Genomic DNA, 16,834 nt, shown 5'->3' on the forward strand with positions numbered 1-16,834 from the left:
TCAATGGGAGGTTATAATGAAAGCTGTATTCGCAGTTGCCACCGCGTTGTCTTTTATCTCAGTTTGTACGCCTCTGGCCGCGCAAGAGATAGTAATCGGGGACTTACATCCCATTACTGGTCCGGCCAGCTTCTACGGACTACCAGAAAGTCGAGCAATCACTCTGGCTGTGGAACAAATTAATGCTTCTGGGGGCGTTAATGTTGGTGGCACCAAGCACACCTTCAAGGTTCAGACGGAAGATGATCAGGGTAATCCTACCGTAGGCGTATCAGCTTTGAAAAAACTGGATACGTCAGGAGTTCGCTTCATTATTGGCCCACTCGCAAGCGGTGTAGCACCAGCGTTGTTTCCAATTATCGACCGGAATGACAATATCACGCAGATTATTGATGGAACCATCGCAGAAGGTGTCACGAACGGAAGAAATATCTTCCGGAACCAGGCGACGGTGAGTCAGTATGATGTCTCTGTTGTCAGACTGTTCAAAGCCAAAGGCTTCGATTCTGTCGCAGTGATGACAGATCGTTTCCACGCTGGCTTTGTTGGCACTCAGCCAGCATTGTCAGCAAGCCTTAAGGAGTTAGGCGCAAACGTCTTAGCAGAGGAAGGTTATAAACTCGGGGACACCGACTTTTCTGCAATATTGACTCGTATCGCCAGTTTGAAACCAGCGGTATTGCTGATTCGGGGCTATCCTGCTGAGGGCGCGTTGATTACCAAACAGGCCCGTCAACTTGGTTTCGAAGGCAACATCGTCTGGGAAATGGTTTCGCCGCCCTCGACAGTGTTGAAGAACATATCAAGCAAAGAAATGGAGGGCGTTTACAATTGTATCCCATTTACAACGGAAGATTACATCGCGCTCGAAAACAAGAAGGCTATTGCACTCGAAGACGCGTACAAAGCCAAATTCAATCAACCTTCGGGTGAACTTAGCGTCCTGAGCTATGACTCTGTACATATCTTGAAGGCCGCGATTGAAAAAGCGGGAAGCATTGAGAATTCGGCTGTAAATTCGGCTTTAAAACAGTTGAAGGTTGCCGACGTCCCGGCTCTGATCTCCGACTACATACCATCCAGTGAAGGTCTCCTGTTCGATGATAAAGGGCAGGTCACGTTGAAAAGTGCTGTTAGCGTCTGGCAGGGCGAGGGCTGGCATCCAGCGGCGGGTATCGTCGATTAATCCAACTGGAGGGCATGTGATGTTCGACCTGTTTTTGCAGCAACTGGTTAACGGCATAGCTTTGGGTAGTACTTATGCGCTTGTCGCATTGGGTTTGACGCTGATTTTCGGTGTATTATTGATACCAAACTTCGCGCACGGTGAGTTCTACATGGTTGGAGCTTTCCTCACCTATAGCTTGAACCAATTTGGTCTCAACTTTTGGCTTGCCCTAGTTGTTGCAACTGGTGCTGTTATTGTACTAGGTTTTGTGGTGGATCGAATAGCTTTCAAGCCGCTGGAAAAGGCACCGCCACTCAGCTTAATGATCTCAGCTCTTGCTGCATCTATCATCATCCAGCAAACGGCAGTCTTGGTGTGGGGGAATGAGGCACGTACCATTCCTTCACCTGTTACTGGCGTTCTGCGCACACCATTCTTCGTGCTTACCTGGATGCAGGTCATTGTCATAACGAGCTTGGTGCTTTCGACCATAGGTGTTTGGCTCGTATTGAATCGCTCCCGGCTCGGTTTAGCAATCCGTGCTGTGGCTCAGAACCGTGACGCTGCTCTTCTTATGGGGATCAGCATGTTTCAGGTTCGATTTGCTACTTTTGCAATTGGGGCAAGTCTGGGTGCAATCGCTGGTGCACTTCTCGGGGCAACGTTCCCGATTTACCCAACAATGGGCGTAAACCCAATACTTAAGGCCTTCGCGGTCTTGGTTTTGGGCGGAATAGGTAGCCTAAAAGGCGCAATAATCGGAGGCCTAGTTCTCGGCATCGTTGAAGTCATGATTGCAGGTTACATCTCTTCAGAACTGTCAGATATCGGTGCATTTACAATTCTGGTTGCTGTTCTTTTGCTAAGACCGCAGGGCTTTTTCGGTAAATTACAGGTGGAACGCTGATGCCAAACCAATCATTATTCCGTTCCACGATGGTTGCATGTGCTATATTCTTGATAGCTAGCGTTCTGGCGATGCAACTTAACTCCTACTTCTTGTATGTTGTCACTTTGGGAGCTATTTTTGCTACGTTAGCAGTCAGTTTCGATGTTCTATTGGGCTACACTGGATATTTATCCCTTGCGCATGGAGCCTTGTTCGGCGTTGGAGCTTATAGCTGCGGTATTCTTACAGCGCGTTACGGCCTCTCTTTTTGGTCCGCCCTCTTTCTGGCAGGTGTAATCACCGGAGCATTTGGAGCGCTCGTCGCACTGGCCTCCTTTCGTACCAGAGGATTGTACTTTGCAGTTCTCACCCTGGGAATTGGACTCATTGGACACCAGCTATTCTTGGTGTTCTCAGATCTGACCGGTGGCATTGGAGGTCTTGCAGGCATACCTAGTCCATCCAAGCCAAATTTTGCGTGGCTGAATCAGAACCGTTGGAATGCGTTCTTGGCGCTTGCACTTTTGCTCCTAACATATGTGATGGCGCAAGTGTTTGTTCGGTCACGACTTGGTGCCGCTTGCCTGGCTGTCAGAGAAGATCTGACGCTGGCACAAGCTTTAGGTATACGTGTTTCTCGTGCTCGTTTTGCCGCATTTCTTTTTAGTGCAGTATTCACGGGCCTTGCCGGAGGACTGTTTGCAGCGATCTCTAACTTCATAGCTCCTGAGACATTTACTGTACTCGGTACTGGCTTTCAACTTGTGGCATTGGTTGTGGTTGGTGGCATGGGAACGCTTTGGGGACCTATCCTGGGTGCAGCGTTGCTCACCGCCTTGCCGGAGGCACTCAGAGTAGCGTCTGGTTACAGTCTTCTCATCTACGGCATGCTGCTTCTGATCTTCATACTGTTTGCACCTAAAGGGTTGGCCGGGATACTCGGCAAGATGAGCACTCATTTTGTTCGCTCCGCGAAGACGAAAACTGTGGAGGTAAGTTCATGAGTTTGCTGGAGGTTGAGGAACTTGGAGTTCGTTTTGGCGGCATTATTGCAGTCCAAGATGTTTCGCTGTCCGTAAATGAGGGACAGATTATGGGTCTTCTCGGCCCGAACGGGGCCGGGAAAACGACACTTGTCAATATGATCTCGGGTTTGATACGTCCTACGTCAGGCAGCATCAAATTCAATGGTGAAGCGGGTGGGCCATGGCACATTGCAGATGCTGTTTCACGAGGTATCGTTCGTACATTTCAGCAAACTCGTGCTTTTCTGGGACTTACCGTTGAAGAAAATTTGAGAATTGCCGCCGCTGCTTCGGGACGAGATCACGCGTCGGACGAATTAGTTCAAGCCTTTGGATTAGCTCCGATCCTCAAACGTCAAGTTGCGGATTTGCCTTACGCATCGATGAGACATCTGGGCATAGCACTGGCTTTGGCTTTGAAACCTCGCTTGTTACTGCTTGATGAACCTGCGGTGGGTATGACTGTAGCCGAGGTGTCGCGTTTGGCCGATCTGATCCGTGAGTGGAACAAACGCGGTGTCACTATACTGCTGATTGAACACAATGTGCGGTTTCTAATGTCTCTGGCCGACCAGGTCGCCGTTTTAGATAGAGGGAAACTTTTATTCCAAGGTACACCTGCCGAATGTCAGCAGAACCCTGATGTTATCGACGTTTATCTAGGCCGGAGGAAAGACAGTGCTTGAGATCGCAGATCTACATGCTGGATATGGCCGGATGGAGGTGTTGCATGGAGTTAATGCCACCGCTGTAAAAGGCCGTCCAACCGTTATCATGGGAGCCAACGGAGTTGGAAAGACGACTCTCTGCCGTTGCATTACGGGGCTTATTCCAGTTCGGAAAGGCACCATTCTGCTAGATGGCGAAGATATTACCAATCTAAGTCCTGCTGATCGTGTCAAGCGTGGCATCGCGTTGGTACCTGAAGGTCGACAGGTATTTTCAGAAATGACGGTACGCGATAATCTTAGAATTGGTGCTTTCGTGCATGGTGAACCAAGTACGGCTGAACTGGATCAGGTAACCCAGATGTTTCCCATCCTCTCAGAACGATATGGCCAAATGGCTGGTTTACTTTCGGGTGGAGAACAACAAATGCTCGCACTAGCGCGCGCCTTGATGTCACGCCCGCGAGTGTTGTTGTTAGACGAACCTAGTCAAGGCCTCGCACCAAAGGCTGTCGAGCAAGTTGGCCTTGCCGTCAACAAAATCGCTCAAGAAGGGATGACAGTACTACTTGTCGAGCAAAACTTGACGTTGGCAGAGATGACAGCACAGCACGCTATTGTGCTTGAAAGCGGCACGGTCACAGCAGAAGGCCCTGCCGATCATCTCTTTACAAGTGGTGCCGTCGAAGCAAGCTATCTAGGACATTAATGGAGGAAGAACATGCCCTATGACAATAAGTTCGTCAAAGTTACAGTAGATCGTGGCCTGGCAGTCGTTACGCTTGATCGGCCGCCAGCCAATGCGGTCAATTTGGAAGTCTATGACGAATTACGTCGCACTTTCCATCGCTTGGGTGAAGATCCACAAATGCGTGTCGCGGTCTTTACCGGAGCAGGCCGTGTGTTCTGTAGCGGCAACGATGTGAACGACTTCGTTGACCTGGAATTTGATAAAGCAACGGAATACCTTGCGCACGTCCGACTAACATTCAATTCGCTCTATGATTGCCCTGTCCCAGTGATCGGTGCAATAAATGGGGCAGCTGTTGGTACCGGTATCGTGTTAGCGTCGCTTTGTGATGTTCGGATTGCCTCGGAGAAAGCCGTATTTGCATTGCCTGAAATTGACGTCGGTGTGCTCGGTGGCTCGCGCCATGTGATGCGGCTTGCCGGACAGGGTATGACGCGCTCGATGATGTATACGGGGCGTCGTGTTCCAGCCGACGAGGCTTTGAGAGCGCATATTGTAGATGAGGTCGTTGCTCCTGAAGCAGTTCTTCCTCGCGCGATGGAACTCGCGGAACAGATCGCTAGTAAGAGCCCCCCTGCCATTAGATTGGCAAAGCAGGGATTGAACCGTACCGAAGCGATGAACCTGAAAGAAGGTTATGAGTTTGAATGTACGTTGACTGCATCAGTGCGCAGAACTGATGAAGCGCGTGAAGGTGCGCTTGCGTTTCTTGAAAAGCGTCAACCATCCTATGCGGTGCGCTAATGTTTGAAGTCGAACGTAATGGAGAAGTGGCGATTATTCGCCTCAACAACCCCCCGGTTAATGCCGTTAGCTTCGGCAATTGGGATCGACTACCACCATTGTTAAACCAACTGGTTAGCGATGGGGTTGGTGCACTGGTGTTTAGCGGACATCCGCAGAAGCATTTCTGCGGAGGAAACGACTTCCGGGAATTCAATACCCTTACCCCGGAACAGACCTTAGCGGGAACTGGAGCAGTACAAAATGCCATGCGCGCAGTGCGTGATTGCGCACTGCCATCCATCGCAGCAATTCACGGAGCTGCAATGGGGTCTGGCTTCATGCTGTCGTGTGCCTGCGATATACGACTTGCAACGCCGGACTCTCGCTTGGGTTTGCCCGAGGTAAAGGTAGGAGCAATTGGCGGCTATCGTATTGCGCGTGAAGTGCTGTGTCAGAGCGAAGCCAGAATGATGGTCATGACGGGTGAACCAATTTCCGGCCAGCGCGCCCATCAGATTGGTCTCGTCCAGGAATTGCAAGACAGTGCAGATCTTTTATTGGCACGAGCCATAGCGATGGCAGGTCAGATTGCATCGTTGATGACGGGTGAACTGCGAAGTCAATTGAAAACTTGCATGAATGCCGAGGATGAGAATGCACTTTGGATTGCTTACGATATGGAGCGCGACCTCGCAGCAAAGGTAATGGGGACGTCTCGAAATCAATAAGTCTATTATTGATGACTAATGCATGTTCCTGTCGGGTAACCTCGACAGGAATTCTAGTAGAAAAAGCCAATTATGTCTTCGAAATTATCTGATTTTACACATCGGTTGACGAGAAGTTTGATTACCCTAGGTGCAACGGCTGTTAATTGTAAATGGTCAATATTGATGCAATGGGAGAGCCAAATGAATACTATTAGCAGAACTGAATCGGCCATAGTCAAACGGTATGATGAAGCCACTGGTATCGCGCGAATTATATTTAATCGTCCTGAAGTTCTGAATGCAGTAAACGTACAAATGGCGAGTGAACTATTACAGGCTGTGCGTGAAATTGCAGAAATACAAAATTTGCGGTGCGTTGTTTTGTTGGGAGCAGGTGGAAACTTTATGGCGGGCGGCGACGTAGCCGCTTTTGGCGATAAAGTTACGGCAGCGAATACATTTAACACTTTAATTGATGCATTAAATCCTGCTGTACTTGCATTTAGACAGCTGGAAGTGCCCGTCTTAGCTGGTGTACAAGGGGTTGCTGCTGGAGCAGGCCTCAGCTTTGCACTGCTAGCCGACCTCATTCTAGCAAGCGAGAAATCGAAGTTCCTTCTCGCTTACGACAGAATTGCTGCCGTACCAGATTGCGGCGGGAGCTGGTTTCTGCCTCGCAAGATAGGGTATACGCGCTCAATGGAATTGATGTTGTTATCAACCTATTTAACGGCAAAAGAAGCGTGTGAATGGGGATTTGTCTCGAAGATTGTGCCAGAGGAATTGTTTGACGCAGAACTTGAGTCGCTATCCAAGAAACTTGCGACCGGACCTTCATATGCATACGCAAAGTTTCGCCATCTCCTTGACACGAGTAGCGGGGGACCTTCACTTGCAGAGCATCTCGAAGCCGAACGTGATACTTTTCTGGCCACGATGGGAACTAATGACTTTGTTGAGGGAGTGAGTGCTTTCCTGCAGAAGCGACGGGCTAGTTTTGCTGGGAGTTGAGCTGTTCATTGAAGAGAGATTTAAATATGGGCGATTACTACATCGATGAGATATTCGTTGGGAATCTCGCTAAAATTGCTGGCAATCCGCCGTCCCTGCGTTGGATAGCTCAGTCGATACATCCCAGTAATGCGGGAATGATCATTTCAAAGAGATTCCCCACAAGAGCAGCTGGTGCTTCTTGGTTGAAGGACCAACACGAGCGGAATTCAGAGCAAATGGTGTCATCCTGATGTATTTTTCATCGTCAATCGATGTCCTCATAGGGTTTCCCGCCGATGGACACGATCCGGACTTTGCTGAAGTCCACGCCATGGAAGGCGTCGTTCTTTCTCCGTAAGCCAGCCTGATCGATTTCGCCGCGTTCCAGCATTCGAGCATCGCGATTCCGAGATAACTGCTTGGTATACTTCGAATACTCATGCAGGTTATCAACGATCTGGATAGTTCTGCCACCCTCATCTATATATTCACGTGAGATGATCGGATGAATAATCCTATCTCCGAATTCATCGAACTCAGGTTCAGGGATCTCTGGATTTGGTATTCCGCCGCCGCCGATTTTCATGTTTTCTCTCTCTCAGATCGACCACTTAAAGATAGTGCAATCAGCAAATAAAATTGTCGAACGATAAAACGGCAGATATCCAACCGTTAATCTGCATACGTCACCTTTTTCCAGGATGCCCACTTCATCAAGCATGAAATCGCCGCTGTCAAAATAAACCTTATGATCGTTTGATGAAATCTTGGTAACCGAGGCGATCTTTTCATAAGCAAACATCTGATTAATATTCTGTGAGATGTAATAACCAGCTATTATTATTAACACGATTAGCGTTGAGTCTTTAATAATCTTCGATAACTTGCCTTTTTCCATTGGAGTCTCCTTAATGTCAGTTTCGGTTTGACTTCAAAATTGTCATTCAGGAGACTGCAAGCAACAAGAGAGAAAGCGCTTATGAATAAAGAAGGGAGCCGAAGCTCCCTGATGTGGTCATCCAAACTTAGGACGAGGAGGTCGATAGGACGGTTCACTGAGCCATTGCACGGCATCGCAAGATAGGGGATCGTTCTTGCGCCAGTTATTGCATGCAAGGAATTTCTTCCCCGACGTTTTCGACGTCCGTTCAACCATGAAACCTTTGCCGCACTTCGTGCAATTTGGTGTTGGAGAGCTATTGCCTCCTTTGACTTCAGGCTCAGGGATGTCAGCTTTCGGCCAAACCGCGTATCCGCAATTTTTTGGATCGTCTTTACCGAAATACTGATTGCAAGATTGGAAATCACGGCCGTCTCTGGTCTTGCGGTATACCAGTTTGCCTTTCTTGCATTTTGGACAATCAAGGCCCGTGACATCCTCTTCATCTTTCGGCCAGATCGCATGACCGCAGTTCTTGGGATTGTCTTTACCAAAATATTGCGAACAGCTCAGGAAGGCTTTGCCCGCCTTCGTCTGACGGGTCATCATCTTACCCTTTTTGCACTTCGGGCACGCTTCACCATGGCCTTCAATTGGTTCGATCTTGACACCCGAAGACGAACCGCCCGCCGTTTTTTTCGTCTCAATGATTGTCTTCAAGCTCTGGACGAGTTCATCAATAAACTTCTCGGCGTCGTATTTACCTTCGGAAATCGCCTTCAGCCGTTCTTCCCAAGCAGCCGTCAAACCTGGCGATACGATTTCTGAGCTCAGTTTCGATGCCTGATCGATCAGAACGCCGCCCTTGCTGGTGGAAATCAGCTTTGTTTTGCCTGCGCGCACCAGAAGACCATTTTTCAGAAGGCCTTCAATAATGTTTGCACGCGTAGCTTCCGTTCCGATGCCGGAGGTGTCTTTCAGCATCTTTTTGACAGACGGATCGGTGACGAACTTATGCACCGCTGCCATTGCTCCAATAAGCGTGCCATCATTGAAGACTGACGGCGGTGTCGTCCGTTTTGATGTGACATCGGACTTTGCAACAGAAACGGAATCCGTTTTCGACATGGCTGGCAACGCTTGCGTTTCGTTGTCGCCTTCCTCTTCATCTTCGTCGACCGCATTGACGCCGTAGACGACTTTCCAGCCCGCATTGGTAACCTGCTTGCCCGTGGCCTTGAATTTCTCGCCTTCGACTTCGACGGTGGCGGAAAGCGCATTCCATTGGTGATCAGGATGGAACTGGGCAATGAATGCCTTTGCGATCAGGGAGAATACCGAACGCTCCATGGGCGTCATTTTTGCAATCACGGATGCCGTGGCTTCCATTGTGGGGATAATGCCGTGGTGGTCGGTCACCTTACTGTCGTCCCATGCCTTTGACTTCAGGGACATGTTGGCAGCCGACGCGGATTCCTTGTGTTCCATTATGCCAACCAGGTTCTGCATGATCTGCGGAGCCTCGCCATCTAAGATTGACTTTGGCAGATAACGGCTATCCGAACGTGGATATGTCGTAGCCTTGTGGCGCTCATATAGAGACTGAGCGACATCGAGCGTTTCCTGTGCGGTTAACCCCAGCTTGCTGGAGCATTCGGACTGCAACGCTGAGAGCGAATATGGAAGAGGGGCGGACTTCGACTTGGCGGATCTCGTGAATTCGATGACACGTCCGTTTTTTCCTGCAATCTTATTGGTGATGGCTTCAGCTACAGATTTATCGACCAGACGGCCTTCACTATCGAGGCCGCTCAAATCTTCAGGGATGACGTAGTTCGCCGAGAAGTCGCCGTTGGCATGTTTGAAGGTCGCCCGAGGCAGGTAATGGTCAACAGCCTTGAAATTCGCGATCTCGCGGTCACGGTCGACAACCAGTTTCAATGTTGGAGTCTGCACGCGGCCGATATTAACGACTCCGTCAGCACCTGACTTTCTCCCCTCAATGGTTGAGAACCGCGTCATGTTCATCCCGTGCAACCAATCAGCCTTAGAACGGGCGACGGCGGCGTTGAATAGATTTCTTTTCTCAGCGTTCGGGAATATGCCCTCAATGGCTTTTATGACGTCTTTCTCGGCAAATGAGGACACCCAGACGCGGCCGATGTCGTTTCCGAATGGGTCAACGCCATTTTCCTCTAGCAGCTCGTCGACCAGCAACTGCCCTTCGCGCTCGGCGTCGCCTGCGTTGATAATCCGCTTTGCTTTCGGCAGAAGGCTCACAACGTGTGCGAGATGAGAAAGCTTAGATGCCTGTCTCTTTTTGAGATCGGGATATTTAGCAAGCTTTTTGGCCGAATATTCAGCAGTGCGCTTCCAATCCTCCGGCACAATCGGGAGGTCGCTCATTCTCCATTTTTCATAGTCCGAGCTATAGGCCTCCGGTTCCACATATTCATACATATGGCCGAAGAGCCAGGTGATCGCATCGTTGCCTATTACCCAGTGACCTTTAGATTTCTCGGGTTTGATGCCTAGCATCTTACCCCGCGCGGTTGCCAACGCTTCAGCCAGATTAGGTTTCTCAGCTATATATAGATTATCGAATTCTTTGAATGCCATACGTTACTCCTTTAACAAGCATAATTGCCAATTATGCTGTTGGGAGTTTGTGCATGTGTCAAATCTGGTGAGCGAGTAGACCGCTTAAGACCGAAAACATTGGGATTTCAGAGGCTTGTCGACGGAAACAGTATCTGGCCCTCTGTGAAAAGATAGAAAGTTATATAACTATCGCACTTTACGCTTGCCATCATGGTTTCAGGGTTATATACCGAAATCAACCAAACGGAGGGCGACATGAACCTGACAGCACACGCAAGCGCTAGAATGCAACAGAGGGCATTCCCACGGCATGTAGTCGAAGCCATTATGCAGTATGGAGCAGGCCAAATTGTTCGGGGTGCTGAGAGCATCATGCTGGACAGGCGAGCGCTTCGCATGGCTGCCGAAGTTGATAATCGTCTCGCAATCGAACTGGAACGGTATCGTGGCGCTTACGTGATTGTCGGGGATAGCGGTCAAATCGTTGCCGTTGCACGCCGTAAACGCCGTCTAAAACACTAATCATCATCTATCATCATACAAACTGGAGAACACGATCTTGGCTCAGGATCTCTCAATCGCACGCGCATATTTCGACACAATCAATGGCCAGAGCGCCAACAACATTCTGACTGATCCCAAGCTCACCATTGAAAGAGATGGCAATGTTCAGATTTGCTATGCCCCATTCGATCACATTGAGCGTTCAGCTCGTCTGGTAATCGTGGGCATCACGCCTGGTATGACGCAGGCGGTAAACGCATTGAATGCCCTGCATTCCGCAAAGCTCGTTGGAAGGTCGTTTGAAGAAGCCCTCCGTGTTGCAAAAATGACGGCCAGTTTTAGCGGTCTCATGCGCACGAATTTAATTGAGATGCTCGATTTCGTTGGGATTGCTCAGCTTCTTCAAATCGATACATCGGCGTCGCTGTTTGATGACAAATCGACCGATATGCATTTTACATCCGCACTGCGATATCCTGTTTTTATTGGTGGCAAAAACTATACTGGCAAGCAACCAGATATGATGAAGACGGCAATCCTGCGCAATATGATCGACAGCCATTTGGCCGAGGAAGCCAAACTATTACCAAACGCCGTCTGGTTACCACTCGGTCCAACTGCAGACCGGGGTGTAAGTCGCCTCATTGAATTAGGTCATTTGAACGAAAGAAACGTTCTTCGAGGCATGCCTCATCCATCGAAAGCAAACAACGAGCGTGTTGCTGTTTTCACTGGACGGAAATCGGCTTCACTGGCATCTAAACAGACGAATCCGGCCAAACTCCTGCTAGCGGCCTCAACATTGAAGAAACGGATCGCTGAACTCGATCTGGGAGAAGCCGCATGAGTAAGAATCTAGTGCCATATACCTGGGAACAAGTTGAAGACGATATCAGGAAGGCGATCTGGGTTGCCATCGAAGCAATCGGCATCTTCACTACCAATGAAGCATATTCCGAAATGCTCGGCGACGAGAACGCTGACGAAGACACATTCGACATCAAACGACACCGCATTTATTCGATTGTGCAGCGCTGCTACGATTACGCATACCAGCTCTCCGGACACGAATTGATAGAACCTGAAGACTGGTATGAAGCAGAGATGCTTCTGAATGGCGGACTTCCTGTCTACACCCACAATCAGGAATCCCCGCTCATGCCGAGCTTGGACTCGCCACTTCGCACGGTTCTGGAAACCTTTTTCGCTCGATACAAAATGAACGTCGAGGGAGGAGGCTTGAATATAAAAGAGCTTTCTCTTCTGGCTGGGATGACAGAATCCGTCGCGAGGGCATCCCTAAGCAAAGAAGGATTCAGGCTCGACGGTAGTGAGCTGGATGCGGCTGAAGCTCTGCGATGGCTCACAAAGCGAAGAGGCTTTATTCCAAATAGAGGCGATGCCCTTGATGGGCAAAAGAAGGCTATCGTCGAAGGGCTGGTTTATGATCAATCGATGACTTTCAGCGAAGTCATCTCTGAACTCAGCAGGCGATATTGCACCGACATCTTCGAATTCACACAGAAGATGTCAGACGCCGATAGGGAATGGGTACTGGCATTCTTTAAAGGTGACAAACCTGACATCCGGTTAGACCTACTGAAGACCGTTGCAAAGGAGTTGGAAGCCCCGGAGGCAATGTTCGTCGGCCGAGCGGTTACGCATCTTCTTGGATAGACGTCACATCAGTCGGAAGCCATCCATTGTTGGTGGCTCCGACATATTGTTCGGCTAACAATCGAGACTATGCGGCGTCGGCATCATCTTCGCCCGAAGTTTCCGCCTGTTTTGTCTGCAATGGCAAATTAAGTACTCGGGGATCATAGCCAGCCGTACACCATTCGCTCGCGAGTTGCTTGCTTGCCCGATCAAAGAGCATGAGCAAATATGACATGTTTCCCGCAATCCTGCCCTCAATGTCGATGACTATAGCGGATCGCTCTGGAACTCGGGTGAACTGCTTGCTGAAGTCTTCAAGCTCAGTTCTGTCTTTTAGCAACTGATCGACGGCAAAAAAGAAAGCCAAATCGGCGTCATCATCAAGCAATAACCGTGGCCGGACAAAGGCCTCAATGACAGGGCCAATTAATTTAATACGGCTCGCGACCCCAAGGCCCACTGCATCGAGCCTTACATACGAAGGCGACAGCTTTCCGTTATAAAACTGCTTGATTTCGATCCTTCTGTCGAGTTCGTCATCGCACAAAAACGCATGGTTCATGAGCGTTTCGAAATCAACTTGCTTTTCAAAAAAAGATTGCAATTTTTCGCGCCCCATAATGCCCCAACACAGTTAGCTTCAGCAAAACTTGAATTGCAACCTCAGAAAATATTTAATCACACCAATGTGACTTCTACGTGCATTGAAGGGGGCAGTGTCCGCGAAGAAACTCGCTTTCTTCAGCTTTCAAAGCTGCATATATTGCTCTGGGGTGATAGCAAGACGGGGCGGACAATGAAAACGAGTTTCAAGTTTCTGGCGATTACGGCTGCGACTATCATTCTGATGCCAGCACCGTTTGCAACGGCCGCCGATATCCGACCTATTGAATCAAACAAATGTAGATATTTACTCTCCGGGCTTATCGAAAAGGGGGATGCCGAAAAGATCGAAGCCATCGTCGCGAAAAATGGAGATGGCGTCGATGCAGGAAACAGCATCTGCCTGAACAGTCCTGGCGGTAATTATCTGGCTGGCAAGCAGTTGTATGATGCATTCATGGCTGATGGTTTTGCGACCTATGTCCGCAACGGTGACGAATGCCATTCTGCTTGTGCCATCGCCTTTCTCGGTGGTAGCCAATGGGGCGATTTCAGACATCCGTCTCGGACAATGGAACCCGGTGCCGTTGTTGGATTTCACGCGCCATATGTAAAGCTGGATTCCGGCAAAAAGTATGATGCGAACTACGTGTCAGCGTTGACGCGTGCCGCTTTTGGAATAGTAAGTGCTCTTATCAAAGATCAGGAGTCGCTGAAAATATCCAGACGGTTCCTAACCGACTACATCCTTTTCGATTCCGAGGAAACGAAACCCATTCAGACCGTCGAAGATGCAGCTCATGCAGGGATTTCTATCGATACAAAACCAAAGAAGATACCGCTCTCGCCTGAAGCCATTACTCATGCATGCGAAACCCTGTTTGGTGTTTATGGGAACAATTTCATAAACCCGGACACGGCGACTTCGCCCGATTTCCGAACAGAAGACTCCGAGTTTTCAAAGAACACCTCGGAGAAGATTGAGATCGAAAACACAAACTGGATTCGGATCAGCACCCAACATGAATCGGAGACACCAAATCAGACGGCTTCCTGCGCATTCAGAGTGGAGAACGGTGCCAACAGGGACACCGAAGTCATTCTCTGGTCGAATGGCGTAGCCGAAGAGCCGAAGTTGGAAAACGCGCTTCAAACTTTGAAGACGTCGGTGCCATGGTGGTATTTTGTGCCGAAAGACACGAGGATTGTCGATCTCTGAGCGCAAGCTTGCCAGAATAATGATTTAGATTGGGGAACGGTGTAATGTCAGATTATCAGTGGTTTGATGAATATGATTACTGGCTCACAAGAGACCGTGTTAATTCACAAACGACAGTGGCAACTTTGAGATACCTTCCAGCCCATGCAGTTGTGAGTTGGTTGGATAAACAATATGATACCCACAAACAATCTAAAGAATTCGACGTAACCACACTTGAGACATCTCTGTTCAGTAGAAATGAACCTCTAATTGATATGGGACTGGCTCGATACTCGCGTGATATTCATATAGGGCGTAAGCTATTATCACGACTGGACCATTTGGGTCGATGCGTACTTTTTCGGTATAACCGGAATGCATCTTCGTTCATACCTGGTGATGATACGCTTCCTTCTGACGAACTCTTCGAAGAGCTGGCCTGTGCTGCCTGTAACCCATATCAACCATCTGAGTATTATATTTCGATCTTGGATCAGAAGAATGCCTTTTCCCTTTTGAATGAGGATGATCACGCTCGCGTTGTTGCATGCCTCTTAGATAATGCATTTTTCACAAATAGATATAATAAAGATAGATTGTTTGAAGAAGGAATATATGAAAATTACGATCCAGAGATCTGTAACGCTCTAGTTCGGCTGAGTGGTAGATGTAAAACATCAGATTGGCAAGCTAAAAACATAAATTGGTTATTTAAGCTTGTAGAGACAACTAAGGATTTTCCCCCAACGGAGCTTCTTAGGATAATTGACAGATGGTATTCTGAAGATACAATTGGTGATAGTTATGAATATTGGTACGAAAGTTGGCCTTCTTTTCTCGAACTGCGGTTTAACCTTGCGTACTTAATTTCCGATGCCAAACAATTCGAGAATTCAATAGACCCTGCGCTGAGGCTTTCATATTATCGAAGGTCACAAGAAATTCTTGAGAAGGACTGGACTGATTTCCTAGAAAAGGACGGCAAGCTATTTATTGTAGGAATATTGGAAAATGGTGCTATTTGGAAAGAAAAAGATAATATCAAAAAATTATCTGAATTCTTAGAAGCTATGGACGATAAAAGCGCTTACTGGCACTTTGATCGGATTTACCAGAAACATATTGAAGTATACTCCTACCACAAAATAAACTAGGTCTGGTATGGAGGAGATGGGAGACCGTATTTGTGAATGCGATCTCCCAGACAATTCAAACAACACCCGTATACGACTTCATCCTGCCTTTCTCATCGATATCGAGGCAACCAAGTTTACCGTGCTTGTCAACCAACTAAAAAGATAAAAAGTTACTTGAACGTATAGGACTTAATGCCGCCACGACAGTCCTTGTTGGCTGGATGGCCATCTGTGCAAAACCACGTAGTCGAATGATTTGCTCTTACCGGAGCTATACCTTCCCAACCAGCATTGGTTAACGGAGAGGCCGTATATGCCTTTGGACAGGTGTTTGTTACGGTGTATTTGTATTGAACCATTGGCTTGCCGCCAAAACCGAATGTCTTTTTCGGATATCCAGACATCATGGCCATCTGTACGCAAGGTTCCTGTGTCCTAGGATCTATATCAGTTCCCTTACGTGCTTCGTCCCGCTTTCTAGTGACGGGTGATGTTTTGGCCTTCGATAAGCCAGAACTCAATTGTCTGGACTGCGCCGAATTGTTCATGCCTGGCCGACTCTGGGCGGTCGACACTCCTGCAAGCCTTAACGTCGCTTGTTCTACTGCTTTGAGATTGGAAGGATCATATGAATTACGGCAATATGCATGCCAGTCTGAAAACTTCGGATATTGATGCTTAAGTGTCTGACCATAATCCATATATATGCGAAAACATTTTTTACGCCAGGCATCGTATTTTGCACCTCCATTAAACCAGGCAGGATTCTTGCGGGGAGGGGCTTTAACAGGTGGGGGAGAACTGGGGGAACTAGCCAATCCCTGAAGTAAGAGCCCCACACCCAAACCAATTGCCGCAGCCGCAGCTGCGTTATTATTCGATTGCCCAGATGAACGACCGCACCCTTGGCATCCAAAAGTCTCAATTCCCTTATCCGCAAAGGCTTCTGAGATCGGAAAGGACGTTATCCCGCATATGGTCGTGGCCACAAGCCAATAGCTGATTTTGGATGTCATATCTTCCTCCCCGTTTTGCTCAGACGATAGCTGTTCTGGTGCTGACTTTAACGTTGGCAGAGAATAGCAACCTCCCTCAATTGGGGTACGCGCGAAGATCCAACGATGATTATACCCATTCACGGGGTAACAAATTGTCAGGTAACCACCATGAAAAAGAGCAATGCAATCTATATGGTAAGCGGTAAGGCTACCCCACATATCATTAGTCGGCGTGATGGGCGATTTTCCGTATGAATCATACGGAGAGTCCTATGAATGACGATATGAATCATTCCCAGATATTCGAGGTTTTGACGGCGGA

At 48.5% G+C, this 16,834-nt stretch carries 18 protein-coding genes; 13 read left to right on the forward strand and 5 right to left on the reverse strand.

Features of this window, described 5'->3' with window-relative positions:
• Positions 1-16 precede the first annotated feature (16 nt).
• The 8 genes from F9K94_RS21880 (at position 17) to F9K94_RS21915 (ending at position 6,948) form a co-directional block, all read left to right on the forward strand.
• Complete coding sequence (locus F9K94_RS21880; protein WP_151648539.1) at positions 17-1,186, forward strand: ABC transporter substrate-binding protein; 1,170 nt, start codon at positions 17-19, stop codon at positions 1,184-1,186.
• A 19-nt stretch (positions 1,187-1,205) separates the two neighbouring features.
• A complete protein-coding gene (locus F9K94_RS21885; protein WP_151648541.1) occupies positions 1,206-2,075 on the forward strand; it encodes a branched-chain amino acid ABC transporter permease in 870 nt (289 codons plus the stop codon).
• Positions 2,075-3,061 (forward strand): branched-chain amino acid ABC transporter permease, encoded by a 987-nt coding sequence (locus F9K94_RS21890; RefSeq protein ID WP_151648543.1) that lies wholly within the window; start codon positions 2,075-2,077, stop codon positions 3,059-3,061. Before F9K94_RS21885 ends, F9K94_RS21890 begins: the two co-directional genes overlap by 1 nt.
• On the forward strand, positions 3,058-3,768 hold the full coding sequence (locus F9K94_RS21895) for an ABC transporter ATP-binding protein (RefSeq protein WP_151648545.1): 711 nt from the start codon (positions 3,058-3,060) through the stop codon (positions 3,766-3,768). The genes F9K94_RS21890 and F9K94_RS21895 overlap by 4 nt, the downstream gene beginning before the upstream one ends.
• Positions 3,761-4,459 carry an ABC transporter ATP-binding protein gene (locus F9K94_RS21900; RefSeq protein WP_151648547.1) on the forward strand — a complete coding sequence of 233 codons (699 nt, stop codon included), beginning with the start codon at positions 3,761-3,763 and terminating at the stop codon, positions 4,457-4,459. The genes F9K94_RS21895 and F9K94_RS21900 overlap by 8 nt, the downstream gene beginning before the upstream one ends.
• A 12-nt stretch (positions 4,460-4,471) precedes the next feature.
• A complete protein-coding gene (locus F9K94_RS21905) occupies positions 4,472-5,245 on the forward strand; it encodes an enoyl-CoA hydratase-related protein (RefSeq protein ID WP_151648549.1) in 774 nt (257 codons plus the stop codon).
• Positions 5,245-5,955 (forward strand): enoyl-CoA hydratase/isomerase family protein, encoded by a 711-nt coding sequence (locus tag F9K94_RS21910; RefSeq protein ID WP_151648551.1) that lies wholly within the window; start codon positions 5,245-5,247, stop codon positions 5,953-5,955. Before F9K94_RS21905 ends, F9K94_RS21910 begins: the two co-directional genes overlap by 1 nt.
• A gap of 183 nt (positions 5,956-6,138) precedes the next feature.
• The gene (locus F9K94_RS21915) at positions 6,139-6,948 is read left to right on the forward strand and encodes an enoyl-CoA hydratase/isomerase family protein (protein ID WP_151648553.1); all 810 of its coding nucleotides are present in this window, start codon (positions 6,139-6,141) and stop codon (positions 6,946-6,948) included.
• Between the two features lie 247 nt (positions 6,949-7,195).
• On the opposite strand, the gene F9K94_RS21920 is transcribed toward F9K94_RS21915, so the two are convergent.
• From F9K94_RS21920 to F9K94_RS21930, 3 genes are all read right to left on the reverse strand, one after another.
• A complete protein-coding gene (locus F9K94_RS21920; RefSeq protein ID WP_151648555.1) occupies positions 7,196-7,516 on the reverse strand; it encodes a hypothetical protein in 321 nt (106 codons plus the stop codon).
• Positions 7,517-7,528: 12 nt separating this feature from the next.
• On the reverse strand, positions 7,529-7,828 hold the full coding sequence (locus F9K94_RS21925) for a hypothetical protein (protein ID WP_151648557.1): 300 nt from the start codon (positions 7,826-7,828) through the stop codon (positions 7,529-7,531).
• 117 nt (positions 7,829-7,945) lie between these two features.
• A complete protein-coding gene (locus F9K94_RS21930; RefSeq protein WP_151648559.1) occupies positions 7,946-10,429 on the reverse strand; it encodes a DNA topoisomerase 3 in 2,484 nt (827 codons plus the stop codon).
• Between the two features lie 237 nt (positions 10,430-10,666).
• Between F9K94_RS21930 and F9K94_RS24615 the strand changes: the two genes are divergently transcribed.
• Genes F9K94_RS24615 through F9K94_RS21945 form a run of 3 tightly spaced genes read left to right on the forward strand, consistent with a single transcriptional unit; the run spans position 10,667 to position 12,592 of the window.
• Positions 10,667-10,933 (forward strand): DUF4258 domain-containing protein, encoded by a 267-nt coding sequence (locus F9K94_RS24615; RefSeq protein WP_151648561.1) that lies wholly within the window; start codon positions 10,667-10,669, stop codon positions 10,931-10,933.
• Positions 10,934-10,970: 37 nt separating this feature from the next.
• Complete coding sequence (locus F9K94_RS21940; RefSeq protein ID WP_151648563.1) at positions 10,971-11,762, forward strand: hypothetical protein; 792 nt, start codon at positions 10,971-10,973, stop codon at positions 11,760-11,762.
• Positions 11,759-12,592, forward strand: coding sequence for a hypothetical protein (locus F9K94_RS21945; protein ID WP_151648565.1), 834 nt, complete (start codon positions 11,759-11,761; stop codon positions 12,590-12,592). The genes F9K94_RS21940 and F9K94_RS21945 overlap by 4 nt, the downstream gene beginning before the upstream one ends.
• Before the next feature lie 67 nt (positions 12,593-12,659).
• Here the strand turns inward: F9K94_RS21945 and F9K94_RS21950 are convergent, their stop codons facing one another.
• Positions 12,660-13,193 carry a hypothetical protein gene (locus F9K94_RS21950; RefSeq protein ID WP_151648567.1) on the reverse strand — a complete coding sequence of 178 codons (534 nt, stop codon included), beginning with the start codon at positions 13,191-13,193 and terminating at the stop codon, positions 12,660-12,662.
• 177 nt (positions 13,194-13,370) lie between these two features.
• On the opposite strand from F9K94_RS21950, the gene F9K94_RS21955 reads away from it, so the two are divergent.
• Both F9K94_RS21955 and F9K94_RS21960 read left to right on the forward strand, forming a co-directional pair.
• Positions 13,371-14,396 carry a COG3904 family protein gene (locus tag F9K94_RS21955; RefSeq protein WP_151648569.1) on the forward strand — a complete coding sequence of 342 codons (1,026 nt, stop codon included), beginning with the start codon at positions 13,371-13,373 and terminating at the stop codon, positions 14,394-14,396.
• Between the two features lie 44 nt (positions 14,397-14,440).
• Entirely contained in the window at positions 14,441-15,532 is a 1,092-nt protein-coding gene (locus F9K94_RS21960; RefSeq protein WP_151648571.1) for a hypothetical protein, read from the forward strand.
• A 152-nt stretch (positions 15,533-15,684) separates the two neighbouring features.
• On the opposite strand, the gene F9K94_RS21965 is transcribed toward F9K94_RS21960, so the two are convergent.
• The gene (locus F9K94_RS21965; protein WP_151648573.1) at positions 15,685-16,530 is read right to left on the reverse strand and encodes a hypothetical protein; all 846 of its coding nucleotides are present in this window, start codon (positions 16,528-16,530) and stop codon (positions 15,685-15,687) included.
• Between the last annotated feature and the right edge of the window lie 304 nt (positions 16,531-16,834).

It is taken from the genome of Brucella tritici, assembly GCF_008932285.1.
GTDB lineage: Bacteria > Pseudomonadota > Alphaproteobacteria > Rhizobiales > Rhizobiaceae > Brucella > Brucella tritici.